10 protein-coding genes, 2 tRNA genes and 1 pseudogene are annotated in these 13,197 nt (G+C 57.2%); 9 read left to right on the top strand and 4 right to left on the bottom strand.

Annotated features, from left to right (window positions below):
• The 3 genes and pseudogenes from H5U08_RS02095 to H5U08_RS02085 form a co-directional block, all read left to right on the top strand.
• Positions 1–253: pseudogene (locus H5U08_RS02095) on the top strand (hypothetical protein); the annotation flags it as partial.
• A gap of 13 nt (positions 254–266) precedes the next feature.
• Positions 267–1,445: a hypothetical protein gene (locus H5U08_RS02090; protein ID WP_297029619.1), complete on the top strand. Its 1,179-nt coding sequence runs from the start codon at positions 267–269 to the stop codon at positions 1,443–1,445.
• Between the two features lie 294 nt (positions 1,446–1,739).
• Positions 1,740–2,510 (top strand): DUF2231 domain-containing protein, encoded by a 771-nt coding sequence (locus H5U08_RS02085; RefSeq protein ID WP_297029618.1) that lies wholly within the window; start codon positions 1,740–1,742, stop codon positions 2,508–2,510.
• A gap of 44 nt (positions 2,511–2,554) precedes the next feature.
• Here the strand turns inward: H5U08_RS02085 and H5U08_RS02080 are convergent, their stop codons facing one another.
• From H5U08_RS02080 to H5U08_RS02070, 3 genes are all read right to left on the bottom strand, one after another.
• Positions 2,555–4,522 carry a nitrilase-related carbon-nitrogen hydrolase gene (locus tag H5U08_RS02080; protein WP_297029617.1) on the bottom strand — a complete coding sequence of 656 codons (1,968 nt, stop codon included), beginning with the start codon at positions 4,520–4,522 and terminating at the stop codon, positions 2,555–2,557.
• 38 nt (positions 4,523–4,560) lie between these two features.
• Positions 4,561–5,163, bottom strand: a complete 603-nt coding sequence (locus H5U08_RS02075; protein WP_366493885.1) for an aminodeoxychorismate/anthranilate synthase component II — start codon at positions 5,161–5,163, stop codon at positions 4,561–4,563.
• Positions 5,164–5,388: 225 nt separating this feature from the next.
• Complete coding sequence (locus H5U08_RS02070; RefSeq protein ID WP_297029613.1) at positions 5,389–6,186, bottom strand: FliM/FliN family flagellar motor switch protein; 798 nt, start codon at positions 6,184–6,186, stop codon at positions 5,389–5,391.
• Between the two features lie 541 nt (positions 6,187–6,727).
• On the opposite strand from H5U08_RS02070, the gene H5U08_RS02065 reads away from it, so the two are divergent.
• The 5 genes from H5U08_RS02065 to H5U08_RS02045 all read left to right on the top strand — a co-directional run bounded on the left by H5U08_RS02065 (position 6,728) and on the right by H5U08_RS02045 (position 11,070).
• Positions 6,728–6,798 (top strand) — tRNA-Gln (locus tag H5U08_RS02065).
• A gap of 82 nt (positions 6,799–6,880) precedes the next feature.
• Positions 6,881–6,963: transfer RNA gene (locus H5U08_RS02060), tRNA-Ser, on the top strand.
• 537 nt (positions 6,964–7,500) lie between these two features.
• Positions 7,501–8,883: a hypothetical protein gene (locus H5U08_RS02055; protein ID WP_297029611.1), complete on the top strand. Its 1,383-nt coding sequence runs from the start codon at positions 7,501–7,503 to the stop codon at positions 8,881–8,883.
• A gap of 290 nt (positions 8,884–9,173) precedes the next feature.
• Positions 9,174–10,298 carry a PQQ-binding-like beta-propeller repeat protein gene (locus tag H5U08_RS02050; RefSeq protein WP_297029610.1) on the top strand — a complete coding sequence of 375 codons (1,125 nt, stop codon included), beginning with the start codon at positions 9,174–9,176 and terminating at the stop codon, positions 10,296–10,298.
• Positions 10,299–10,314: 16 nt separating this feature from the next.
• Positions 10,315–11,070, top strand: coding sequence for a hypothetical protein (locus H5U08_RS02045; RefSeq protein ID WP_297029608.1), 756 nt, complete (start codon positions 10,315–10,317; stop codon positions 11,068–11,070).
• 15 nt (positions 11,071–11,085) lie between these two features.
• Here the strand turns inward: H5U08_RS02045 and H5U08_RS02040 are convergent, their stop codons facing one another.
• Positions 11,086–11,571 (bottom strand): dTDP-4-dehydrorhamnose 3,5-epimerase family protein, encoded by a 486-nt coding sequence (locus H5U08_RS02040; RefSeq protein ID WP_297029606.1) that lies wholly within the window; start codon positions 11,569–11,571, stop codon positions 11,086–11,088.
• A gap of 258 nt (positions 11,572–11,829) precedes the next feature.
• Between H5U08_RS02040 and H5U08_RS02035 the strand changes: the two genes are divergently transcribed.
• Positions 11,830–13,197 (top strand): helix-turn-helix domain-containing protein (locus H5U08_RS02035; protein ID WP_297029605.1); only part of this gene is annotated, 1,368 nt, incomplete at its 3' end.

The raw sequence follows: 13,197 nt of genomic DNA, 5'->3' as shown, positions 1-13,197 counted from the left end.
CGGCACAGGGTATCAATACGCGCACGATTTTGAAAATGGAATCGCAGCCCAGGATTATCTCGGGGTGGAAAAAACGTATTACCATCCCACCGATCGAGGTTTTGAAAAAGAACTCCAGGCACGCTTGGAAAGGATTCGCGCGGTCCTGAAATCCGCCAAATCCGAGGCTACAGACCCCGCCCCGGAGAAACCGCGAAAAGCAACACGTCGTGCGGCCAGACCGTCTTCCGACAATGTTGACCCTTCGCCATGAGGAGGTGCCAGCCGTGCCGTCGAGAACGATCGCTTTCACGATAGCTCCCGAATTGGAGCCCGGAATGATCGTTCGGCGACCGAATAACGGCCTGTTCCAGCCGAGCACTCGGGCGATAAGGAGTCCCCGCGACCGCGTCGCGAAAACGGCCGTTTTCATCACAGTATTAATTCTGTTGATGCAGTTCGGCCTGGGACGAGCCGTTTGCTCCGATGGTGGGGCTCAGCAGCCCGAGGTCGAAATCGAGTTGGCCGTCGATCCCAGGTTGCCGCCACTCACCCAGCATGAATGGGCCCGTGAACTTGGTCAAATGGGGATCACACGCGTGCGAATTCGCACTGCGTTTCCGTCAGATCAGCCGAAAGTGGAAGTACTGCCCACCTCGCCGCAACCCACCTACCACGTGATCGGGATTATCAACAACTCCAACGAACTGGTCGTACCGGGGGGACGCTTTTCCATCCGACAGTTATCCGGCTTCGTGCGGTGGATTGATGAACTCCGAACGAGTGGTCCACCGGAGTCTCGCCCCAAAACAGTGGCGTTCGGGCTGGACATCGTCCGCTTCCAGTTAGTCAAACAGGATCTCGCGCAACCAGTGGTTATTTCTACACTGGGGCGAAAGAGCCGCGATATCGTGGACCAACTCCTCGCAAAACTGCATAACCCCGTCGTTTGGGATGAAAGGGCGAAATCCCTGCTTTCCTCTCATGAAATTGGAGAAGAACTCAAGAGTTTAGCGACGGGAACGGCTCTGGCGTATCTTTTGCGCTACGACGGCCTCGCCCTTGTGCCCCGAGGCGATGTGCAGGGTGTCAAATACTGGATCGTCCGTGGCGGTCCCAACGTCGCCTGCTGGCCTGTGGGATGGTCTCCCGAAGAGGGCGAAAGCAAAGCGGTGCCGCAACTTCTGGAGTTTCTCACCGTCAACATACAAAACGTCAACATTCGCACTGTGTTGGGGTCTATTGAATCGCGACTTGGACTGGTAGCCCTTTTCGATTATCCGGCGCTCGTACGATACGGTATCGATCTGGAAAAGACTTCGATCAACATTCCTCAAACCAAGACGACATACAGTCAGATCATCAAGCGCAGCCTGTTTCAGGCGAAACTCAAGGGAGAAGTTCGCTTGGACGACGCAGACAGGCCGTTTCTTTGGATAACCACCCTCCGGCCGATTGAGGATTGAAACGCCTTCGTTCCCGCGTGTTGCGAGCCCTCACGCCGGTATGGCCGATCATTTCACAGCGCTCGTCCTTGCCCCTGCTGCTTCCGCTTTCCCGCACAGCTTACCACCACGAGAATACCTGATGTTCCAAAACGGTTTTTGGGAGGCAGAATGCGTGTCCTAATTCCGAAAGGCCATTCCCCAACCAAAAATTGCAACGTCACTCTTGACATACACCCCCTTCAATCGTAAAAAAGTGCCGGGCTTGTCGAGCGGAATGTCACACACAGTTCGGTTGTCGAAGGAGATGCACTCATGTTCGCAGTGAATCTGGGACTAAGCCTTCCTCCTCTGCCTCCCACGAACGTTCCCTGGCCGGGGATGCACGTGTTGGTGGTCCACTTTCCGATCGCGCTTCTGCTGGTGGCTCCGGTATTTGTCCTCCTGGGACTGATTTTCGCTCCGCGCTGGCAGGGATTTGCCGTTTCGGCTGTGTTGTTGCTTGCTTTGGGCACAGCGGGAGCTTTCCTGGCGACCGCCACGGGGCTGGCCGCTCGTGATATCGTTGAGGAAGGTCCCGACGAAATGTTCGACGTGATGGAGGAACATGAAGAATACGCCCTGCTTACACGGAACATATACCTCGGTGTGACTATTGCCTACGCAGTTTTTGTGCTCCTCACCTTGACGGTCTCGTCAATCGGGAAGGCGGTCGTTCGCGTTCCAATTTCTCTGATCTTCCTGGTAGCGATGGCCGTGGCCGCCCTGTACCTTGCTCATACAGCGCACCTCGGCGGCACGCTCGTCCATCAGTACGGCGTGAAAGCAAAACTGAGCGAAACGCCGCCACCTGCGGAAGCCGACAAACAGCACGCGGAAACGGAAACCAAAGATCAAGCCTCAGAAGCCACCAGCGAGCAAGAACAAGCCGCCCAATCCCAAGAAGACGAGAAAGAGAGCGAAACTTCAGAACCTCACCTTCAGCCACAACCGCAGCCAGCGGACCAACCGGCATCACCTTCCGAGGCAAACTCGAGTGGAGAATCGCCCTCCGGTCAGTCCGAGTCAAAACAAGGGAACGAGTAAGGCGCAAGGTTCTGATGACTTGGGAAGTCTGCCGTGCCCGCAATTTAATTGTCCGAGATCGCGCGGTTTGACGTGGTGGACCGTCCCCAGCGGCGGTGAATCACGCGAAGGAAGAGCTCTCCTGCAATAACCAACACAACGGCCGAAACAAGAATGCTGTTGGGGACGATTCCGTAATCCAGATACCAACTGTGGAAATCGGATTTCCCAACCTCGGCCAGGAGAATCGCCACATCTCGACGAGGCCCCTGGGAGACGATCCGGCCGGTGGCATCAATCACCGCCGAAAAGCCCGTGTTGGCCGCGATCAGGAACGGTTTTCTGGTTTCCACTGCCCGGAACACCCCACAGATCAGGTGCATATCCAGCTCACTGGAACCCCAAAACCATCCATCGTTCGTCAGATTGACGAGTACATCCGGTTCGCTTCCGAGCTTTCGCAGCTTGAGAATCTGCTCGCGAATAAGATGCGGAATGACGCTCTCAAAGCAAATGTTGGGGCAGAACAAAACACCGCGCACCGCAAACGCCCTGGGTAGTCTCCCCGGTGTCGTATTCGTGCTTAACGGAGTGAGGTACCGCATCAGGGGAAATTCGTCGGCGAAAGGGACGTACTCGCCAAACATCACCAGGTGCATTTTGTCATAGCGTCCCAAATAGCAATAGGGTTTTCTGTTGAGGTTCTGCGAAGACGCTTCCTCTGAAACGTCAGCAGAGGGGGATAACTTGTCCAAGTCATTTGCGTCGGAAACGTTTCCGGTTTTTGGAAAAACCGCATCCGTGGAACACTTCCCGACGAATGCAGCCGAGTTGTAATAGCGAATCCCCGATCTCGTATAAGCAACCGTCTCGACACCCAGAATCAGGCGAGAATCAAGCTCACACGCGAGGCGTTCCATCGCCGCTTCACTGCTCCGCTTGGCCGCAACGAGCTGATCCAGAAACTCCTCATCGGTCACCCCTTTCGCGCGCCATTCAGGAGGGACAGCGGGGTGGGAGTCAGCATCAATCAACAAGCCGCCGTAAACAGTCTCCGGCCAAACCATGAGGTCAAGATTCCGGTACTGTCTGGCCGCCAGGAAAGCCAGTCGAAGGTAGTGACGGTGGATCCGTTCCCGTTTTTCCTCACCGTCTTCCAATCGAATATCCTGCGAACCTTGGATGAGGGCCACCCGCACGGTCGAAGTCTGCGGCGTCGCCGCGTGGAGTGCCAAACGGTAATGGCCATATAGCACAACCACCCCCAGCATTCCCCCTGCCGCCACAATCGGCCAGCCGGCAATTAGTAGCCGCCGGGCTGCGGTTTTTACGGGAACTCCATCCGAAGAGGCCTCGTCCGATCCCCCATAAGCCCAAGCTCGGGTGAATGCCGCCACGCGCTGAGCCGCCAGATAAAGACAGCCAGAAACAAACATCATGACCCAACCCACACCGTATGTCCCGCCCAGGTCGGCAATCTGAATGAGGCTGAGCCACCGGTACTGGGTATGTGCAAGACTGGCCATGGTAAAACCCGTGAGTAAATGGGCCCGTGCTACCTCCAATCCCGCCCAAATGGTGGCAGCCGCAATCGGTAAAGGAACTCGCCAGCGGTGTACGGCGATTCTGGTGAACCCCACGAAACTGGGCAAATACCAGGCGAGGTAAAACGAGAGGGCCACCCAACCAAAGCTCGTCGCCCAGTGAGGTAAACGAAGCCAGTGAAGAGCCGCCATCCAGAGGGCGAATCCAACTGCCGCCAGAACGAAATATTCTCGAATTTTCAGCGGTCGAGCACGTGCGATGAGCGCACACCAGAAACACGGTGCCAGCCACGCGAGAGGCGCCACATCGAGAGGGGGGAGCGCCATCCACAACAAGACAGCCCCGATTGCCGCCAGGAAGAACGTTTCGCGCCTCGCCCCCAGAACCGGTGACTTCTTATCAGCCCCATGCTCCTCCGACAAGACCTTCGATTCACCGGAAAAACGGTGACCGAGAGTTCTACCGGCCGATTCCTCCCTCCGGGCCATCTTGGCTGACTCCAGTCTTCGAGAACCTCCGGGAATCATCAGCCTATCTTCACATTCGTTTCGCCCAGGACGAGGAATCTCTCAAGAATAGCGGGGCCGGCGGCCGTGAGAAAGCTCTCCGGATGGAACTGCACTCCGAAAAGAGGATACTCTTTATGCCGAATGCCCATGATTTCGCGGCTGCCATCCGGTAGAAACGACCATGCACAGACCTCGAAACATTCGGGGAGCGATTCGGGCTCGATCACCAGGCTGTGGTAACGGGTCGCCACGAAGGGATTCTCGATCCCCTCAAACAGCCCTTTCTCGTCGTGATAGATCATATCCGTCTTGCCATGCATCAGTCGTTTCGCCCGGACGATCCTCGCACCGAACGCCTGCCCAATGGACTGATGCCCCAGACAAACGCCCAATAACGGAACCCGCCCGGCAAAATACCGGACACACTCCACAGATATCCCGGCCTCTGACGGGGTGCAGGGGCCGGGCGAAATGATGATCCGATCCGGGTTCCACCGCTCGATCTGCTCCACGGTTGTCTGATCGTTGCGCTCTACCGCAATGTCCAACTCGGGATTAATTTCTCCCAACCGTTGCACAAGATTGTAGGTGAACGAATCGTAATTATCGAGCACAAAAATACGCACGCCGGTAATCCTTCTGTTCGGTAGCTCCCAGTCGTGAAATGCGAGCAAGACGCCACGACCAAATGCGCTGCGATAGCACTAACCCCGTACGGGCGGCAGGCTCCGAAAACGGGAAAAATCCAGGATGACTTGTCGCAAATCTTCAATTTACCGCCTCGGGCCGCCTCTCGAAACAGCACGTTCCCACGGAAAATGCCCGGCCTGTCTGGCGGATCCCACCTATTTACTGACGGAGACCTGTCGAGCGTCCCCGGTTCGGGATGAAGTCCGCCCGGAAAGAATCACATACCGTTCGGGCGGGAGAGTCATTTCCAGAATGCGCAGGCCGAATTTATCTCCGACCTTGACCGCCTCTCCCCGGGCGATGACATAACCATTGACGGCGAGCTCGAGGGGTTCGTCACACGATTTATTGAACTGTATGATCGTTCCCGGGGCGAGTTGGAGTATTTCGGCAAGAGGCTTTCGGGTACGAGCCAGAATCACCTCCACGGGGAGCCTGATTTTAAGAAGACTGCGGGTCAGAAGCGGCAGCATCCTGGCCCGCGGAGAGGGAGCTTTTCGATGAGCTGAACGCGCCTGGCTCGACTGCCCCGCCCTGCTCCCGTCCTCGGCCGAATTCTCGGTCGGCGCAAACTGCTCCCGAGATGGGGCCTGCGGCGCTTCCACGGCTTGCCCGACCGGCGCCTCTTCCAACAGCCAAATGAACATGGGCAACTCCCGGTCGCCAACGGTCACCGGCACCAGGATCCCGGCCACGTCCTCCGGCGGTTTTCTGTCGCTAACAGAGGCTGGAACAACGCGGGCGGTACTTTCCCGTAGTGGCCACTCGGCAGGAAAGAGAAGTATGCCAAGCTCCTGGGCAAGGGTCGCCAGTTTGGAGGTTCCCGTCGGATCTGGGTCGTCAGCCCATCTCGGAATAACCTCCGCCTCGTCGAGCAGGAAAATGTCAACGCGGAACCGATCGAAGTGAAACTCTACCGACAGCCCCCGTCCGGACGTCGCTCTTGCCAACACGTCTTTTTGTTCCTCGAACGGTTGGGCCTTATCTAAGTCCCCTATTTTGAAGCCCTGGTCAAAGGTTCGTTGCAGAGAGGCCTCAACCTCTTCGCGCGCCGACTTGAGGCATTCCAGAATTGCAACCAGCCTTGGATGGGCCATAGAGCCGAGAGCTTTTCAAACGGCGATCAATCGGGCACTGACAAATGGGCACTATTACCGCACATTCATTATCGGCCTCCTATTCGGAAAACTTTGCCTATTTCATGTACACGCCATCCTACTAAGCTGGCCAAGGTGGTAACCGGCGTCACGCCGCAAAGTCGTGCGTCTTTGAGGAAATCAGCAACGGCGCGCTTCGATTCGGCGCCTGCCGACGGTGTCCTCCCAACGGGTTGTCTATTACCACGCACACGGAGTATCTTCAGTAGGAACAGCTTCCGTCCCAGGCGTTACCTGCCGGATCCGGGGGGCTTTTTTTGAAGATGGAGCGACATCTTGACGGAAAAAGGGCAGGATTGTACTCTTACCTATGGAGCAACGAGTGCTCCTTTGAGACTGGGGTATGGTGTAACGGTAGCACGACTGACTCTGGATCAGTTAGTCTAGGTTCGAATCCTAGTACCCCAGCTTTTCTTTTGCCGTCGTCGCGGCCCTGAGGGATTGGATCGAAACGCTTTTCGATACCGGTTCAGGGTGCGGCGTGCACTTTGGAGGGTATGCGAATTGGTGAGCAGCCTGACTCGAAATCAGGTGCCCCGAAAGGGGTTGCGGGTTCGAGTCCCGTGCCCTCCGCTTGGGTGAATTGCTGGATTGATCGGTCGCCACACGACGGAAATCAAGGGCGGGCAAAACCGGCGAGTTACCGGTCTTTTCCGTAAGCTAAGGGCGCGAGATAGGCCGGCGGTTTCTCTTCTCGATCGCGTCCAGTCGGTCGCCAGACGCATTCTGGACGGCAACCAACAAACCGGGTTGGCGCTGGCGGTAGTGCAGTCCGCTTTGGTGGCCGGTAGGTATCTCTTTGTGTGAGGCCGATAGCTGTTCACGGTTGGGTTTCCCTTGTGTCTCAGCCCCCTATGGTTGACGCCAATTCGGTGTTCTAAAGCCAGCCGGACGGGTATTTGGCTCCGTGTGCGAAGCGTCTCACTTTTGTCGGCCCGCTGTGTCTGCCGCGCGGACATCTGGCAACGTCTTTTGCCCTCAGTTACACTGTCTGGTGGAAGGTCCTGACGAGATCGCAGGTGTGTTGACCTGGGGGCTGAGAAGCACACTCTCGGCGCATAGATCGGGCCGCCTTCATGGGTGGGGAAAGTCGGTAAGGGAACAGGAGCTGTGGGCGTTTTGCGTAACATGGAGCATCCCGTGGCTCAGGGCTCCCTGTGGTACATCTATCGAACCGCCAGTCAGCAGGTCGTCGGTCCGATTCCGGGGGGACAGGTGATTCAGTGGTTGCAAAGCGGAGGACTGAGCGGAACTGACTTTATTGGACCTTCTCCGAACGGACCGTGGTCGCCGCTGCGTGACTGGTCGGGGGCTCAGGTTGCGTCGGTTCCACCAGCGGGACCGCCAGCCCCCGCTTCCACCTCGATAATCGGCCATCGCCCCGGAAGTCCACTGGCCGCCGATCCGGAGTTTCTCCGCAAACAGCGACAGCGTGCCCGAGAGCGTGCGAAAAAGATCACGTATTTTTTGATTGGCAGCATCGCGGTCCTGTTCGTCCTGTTTCTTGTCGTTTTGACGCAACCGCTCACGGGGATCTTTGGAAGTAAGTCGAAGGGCAAAACGTCAGCTCAACCGCCCAAACTGGAAGACCCGGCGGCAAAACTGGCCAGCACGGCTTCCGCGGATCTTCAGGAGTTGTTAGGTCCCCTGGAAACGAATGGTGATCATTCAGCAGCGTCTGGAGCAACTGGAGGCGCTCTCTCGCAAAATCCAGTCGAACGGCTCGCTGAGGCTTCCAGGGCATTTGGGGGAAGTCCAGAAAAGCTTCGGGATGCGCACGACGGCATTGAAGTCCGTGTCCAGGGCCTGGAAATTGCACCACTTCGGGTCCGCCTGGGAGACAGGTCCCTTCGCACACGAACACCGTATCTTCTCATCCGAATTCGGATAGCCAACCAGACGGGTGATCGATTTGTCACGTATACCCCGGCCCATAGCGGTCCGCCCACGGCCACCCTCACCTGGCCTGGGAATGCCGACCTGTTGCACCCATACTGGCGACAAGGTTACGAAATAGAGGGCCAGCAGCGGTCCCCTGTACGTCTTGGGCCGGGTGAGGTTGCGATGGACGTCTATGCCTTCGCAGTGCCTCCCGAATCAACTGACCACGTCGTGCTGACGTTGCCTGGTGCGGCGCTCGGCACAAAGGAAGACTTCGTGTTTATGCTTGCAGTCGATAAGGTGAACCGGCCGGAACAAGCAAACGGGGCGACGACGGAAGCCGGCGCTGAAGAAGATACAGGCATTGGTCCGCTGTCACGAGCAGAAGCTCCCTCGAACGAATCTGGGAACACCGCACTGCCGGAGGAAGAGGCCCTGCCGATTCCGGGGATCCATGATGCCGCCGGGACTGACCGATCAGCCATGTCGGAGAATGAGTTACGACAACAGGAGGAGCTTCGGCGCAAAGCCGAGGCGATGCAGGAAGTTCTCGACCGCCAGAGGGAAAAAGCCCGGGCAACCGGAACGCAAAAGCCAACCAGGAGGCGTTAGCAGCCTGGGATAGTCTGGCAAAGTCGAGTTGCTGTGAAGGCCACCTGCCCCAGGCTGTGACAACGGGGTGGGCATGCGAGGCGAAACGATTTGGGCAAAGTGAAGCCAGCTCATGTGATCTTGCTTTCGGGACGGCAACAATGGGAAAAGTTTTGCGGCATTTGGAGATTGGGATCGCGACGGTTCTTGGCCTGTTGATATGTTTCCCTCCGGTGTCACATGCCCATGAAAGCTGGCCACGGTTCCGGGGACCCAATGGCTCGGGCATCTATACGACCCATGAATTTCCTGTGGTTTTTTCCGCAAACTCGTTCCTGTGGACTGCCGAATTGGCGGGAATTGGCCACTCTTCTCCGGTGATTGCCAACGGTCGGGTGTTCACAGCATCTGCCAACCAGGAGACCGGCGAGCAGGTGGTGGAAGCGTGGGATTTGTTTTCCGGAAGAAAGCTCTGGTCGCGGACCCTACCCGGCCATATCTTTCCGAAACACGCATTCAACAGTTTTGCCTCTTCCACCCCTGCCCTGGACGGAGAACGGTTGTACTATGCCTGGGCCGTTCCGGAGTCGTTGCATATCGTGGCCCTCAATCAGAGCGACGGAGCCGTGGTCTGGCAGGCCGATCTCGGTCCGTTTGTGTCTCAACACGGATTTGGGGCGTCTCCCATCGTGTTTGAAGATCTTGTGATCCTTCCCAATGAACAGGATGGGGAAGGCAGCGTGGTGGCATTGGACGCCACGACAGGAAAAATTCGCTGGAAAACACCGCGACGAACGCAGAAGACGGCTTATTCCACACCTTGCCTTTTGGAAGTAGATGGGGCAAGCCCCCAACTCATCCTCACGAGCTGGGCGCATGGCATTGCAAGCATCGATCCAGAAACCGGTCAGCCGTTATGGGAATTAAATCTCTTCCATAATCGAACGGTAGGGTCGCCCCTCGCGGTGGGTGACCTGATTGCCGCTTCATCAGGCGAGGGAGGAATCGGGCGCGAAATGTTTGTCGTTCGTTCGCCCCACTCTTCCAGAGAAAAGCCTGAAGTGGTGTACGAAGTTAAAAGCAATATCCCTTATGTGCCCACCCCCGTTGCCTATGAGGGAAGGCTCTACCTCCTGTACGACAAGGGGGTCGTGAGCTGCGTGGAATTAAATAGCGGTAAGCTCGTTTTGCGGCAGCGACTGCCCGGGGAATATTTCAGTTCTCCTGTCATTTTGGGCGCGAAGATTTACTGTATTTCCCGTTCAGGGACGGTGGTTGTTCTGGCAACCGGTGATCAGTTTCACCTGCTTGGCACGAGCGAATTGGGCGAGGGGACGCACAGCACACCGGCAGTGGCGGACGGCATCCTGGTTATTCGCACGTTTCGGAACTTGTTTGCTGTGAGAGCGATAAGTCGCTCGCAACCAGGTATTTGAGGAGCCCTCGCTGCTTATGCGCCATGTGGAACGCGAAAACGCCGCCTCCCCGATTTCTCAGGCGGGGGTATCTCCGCCACAGGTGAGCGGACCAGATGCCTCCCAGAACATAGCGCACCTGTTGTCGGAATATGTGCTGGTCAAACGCGCGGCCCTGTCATGGTACTATTTCGTGCTTGTGGGTTGCACTCTGGGAGGCCTGGCCATCGGTTGGCTGGCTGCGTCATCCCTTCAGCAGCCGAAGGCGGCAGGCACCGCCGCGAAACCGGCTTCCAGCGAACCGGTGCTGCTCAGCGGCGAAATTCGATTCGTCGATGCGAGAGGAATGGGCCATCCAGATACCGGCGCCGTGGTGATTGCGCTCCCCGCAAAGCAGTTTCCCGACTCGCGGGTGCCGATCGAAGGACTTCGCCCCTGGGACAGCGACTCTCCACAGCGGCAACGCAACCTGGAGAAACTGGCGGAGCATGGTGGGGCGTGGACCACCGTCGAGGAAGATGGACAGTTCCGGCTGGTATTGCCCGAAACGGGGGACTACTGGGTGCTCGTGATCTCCAAGAATCTGGCGCGACCCAAGTCGGTGACGGAACAGCCGAACCGCGGGATTGGGGAATTGGATCTGGCCCAGCTCTCCCGTTATTTTGAGCGCCCCGTCGATTTAATCGGCCCACAGGAGTACTCCTGGTCACTCCGGAGTGTGGACATTGGTGGAGGGCAAATCCACCATATCTTCGACGGGAGATCCTGGAAGGACCTGGACAAGATTCAGTAACGTCACAGGATTATTTCAGTCGATCGCAAACGGCGAATCGGGGAGGTCTTCATAGCGAATCTCGTCCACCTTCTCCTTCTTGCCCCAGCCCCCATAGAGTCGATTAGGCGCGTTGAATACCAATCCTGGCTTGTCAGAGATGTTTTTGTACGCGTGAACAACTCCGGGGGGAATGGTAACACACACAGCGTTCGATTCACCCACAATCAGTTTTTGCGCGACCAAATAAGTGGGAGAATTCCTGCGGTAGTCCCAGAGGTAAAGTTTGAAATCACCCGGTCCAATGAACGCGAAATAATCCGTTTGGTCTCGGTGTTCGTGAGGACCACGGACAACTCCAGGGAGTGTTTCGCTGACGTACGCCATCACAGGATAGAGTTCGGGGACAAGTTCGTCGTGACGGAACAATTCCACAAGCCATCCCCGCGCGTCGGAAAAACGTCGCAAGGCTCGGATCTGAACTCCCTGGATTTCACCATCGCGAAATTGCACTTCAGGCATTGCAGACAACTCCTCACAGCCCGTCAAAATCAGGGTTAGACCTTTATTTTATTTCCGTCGTTGCGAAGCTGGAAAGTGAAAATTTCCCCCGATGGCGTTATTGAGGGAACTAGGGTCGTCCCCCTTGTGGGACACACGGCGCCGGGGTTAGCCTAGCGGAAGGCCAGAGCGTCGATCTCCGGTGAATGGTGTCGCCCGGATGGGAAAGATCCACAGCTCGATGATAGTCACAAAAAAACATTAGCGCGGTCAAAACGCATGATGGCGGAAAAGCGTCCACGCAGTCAGATTGCCCGTCTGCTCAATCTCCTTCGGGAACCCGTTTACTTCGTCGATGGACAGTGGCGGATCCGATTTTGCAATCGAGCGTGTCTGGAATGGCTGGCCTGCCGCGAAGAGGACATCGTCGACCGCCGATGCGCGTTCCACAGCAGTTTTGATCTGGAAGCGGGGGACGCCCTGGCTGCCGGGCTGTGCCCCCCGCCGGGCGCTTTTGAGCGCGAACAAACTCTGGGGACCGTAGCGTGTCTGACCCCCGACGGCCAGCTTCGCAGACGGCAGGCTCGGTTCCTGCGCGTCCACGATACCGATGGGCGACCGGCCCTGCTTGTTGTTGTCGCCGACAGGGACGGCACGGATACTGCGCCGCAGGCGATCGATGTCACGCCCGATGCCGCTCGGCAGCAATCACAGGCGTTGGCCCTTCATGAACAGATCCGGGAATTCCGTCAGGCTGTTGCCACGCGATTCCATGCGCATCTGCTGATGGGAACCAGTGCTGCGGCCAAAAGGATGCGGCAACAGGTGGAGGCAGCCGCAAGTCTCACCAGCCATGTGGTTATCATTGAACCTCCCGGGGGCCATGGTGCTGAACTGGCTAAAGCCATCTTCTACGCAGCACGTCCAGATCCGCAGCAGTGCCTGGTTCCGCTGCCCTGCGAGGAACTCGACCCGGATATTCTTCGGAACACACTTCAGGCATTTGCGGCAATCTCACTGCCATCAGGATTGACCCACACGTTCATCCTGGAAAATTTGCATCAACTCCCCTGGGCGACGCAGCAGGTCCTCTACGAATTTCTCCGGCGTCCGCCGCACACGATACGGGTCATCGCCACAACTGACTCTGACCTGATGACGTTGGCCTCGCAGGGGAAGTTCATCGAGGAGCTTGGCCAGATGCTGAGCACGCTCCTCATTTTTGTTCCGCCAATTCGGGAGCGTCGCGAAGACATTCCCCTCATTGCACAGACGATGCTTGAAGATTGCAACGCCCAACAAGCGAAGCAGGTGATGGGCTTTACGTCGGAAGTGCTGGATATTCTGGTTCAGCACGATTGGCCAAATAATTATGCCGAGCTGGCCAGTGTTGTGCAGCACGCCCACAATCGCGCAGGGGGGACACTCATTGGCCCAGCGGATCTCCCCCAGGACTTCCGTTGGGCTTTCCAGAGAAGACTGCGAGGTTTGAAAGAGCCGGAAAAGATTTCCCTGCCTGCATTTCTCGCCCAGGTGGAAAAGGAGCTTCTCGCACGGGCACTGCGGCGGGCGCGGGGGAACAAATCACTGGCCGCCAAAATGCTCGGCGTATCCCGTCCGCGTCTCTACAGGCGGCTGGTTCAGTAT

Origin of the sequence: Thermogutta sp. (genome assembly GCF_014359955.1) — a bacterium.
GTDB lineage: Bacteria > Planctomycetota > Planctomycetia > Pirellulales > Thermoguttaceae > Thermogutta.
Note: the sequence above shows the minus strand (reverse complement) of the source record. Positions and strands in the feature narration are given on the sequence as shown.

Coding starts and splice junctions, on each gene's coding strand:
- H5U08_RS02045 (WP_297029608.1), top strand. CDS start 10,315: ATGCGCCATGTGGAACGCGAAAACGCCGCCTCCCCGATTTCTCAGGCG.
- H5U08_RS02080 (WP_297029617.1), bottom strand. CDS start 4,522: ATGGCCCGGAGGGAGGAATCGGCCGGTAGAACTCTCGGTCACCGTTTT.
- H5U08_RS02040 (WP_297029606.1), bottom strand. CDS start 11,571: ATGCCTGAAGTGCAATTTCGCGATGGTGAAATCCAGGGAGTTCAGATC.
- H5U08_RS02085 (WP_297029618.1), top strand. CDS start 1,740: ATGTTCGCAGTGAATCTGGGACTAAGCCTTCCTCCTCTGCCTCCCACG.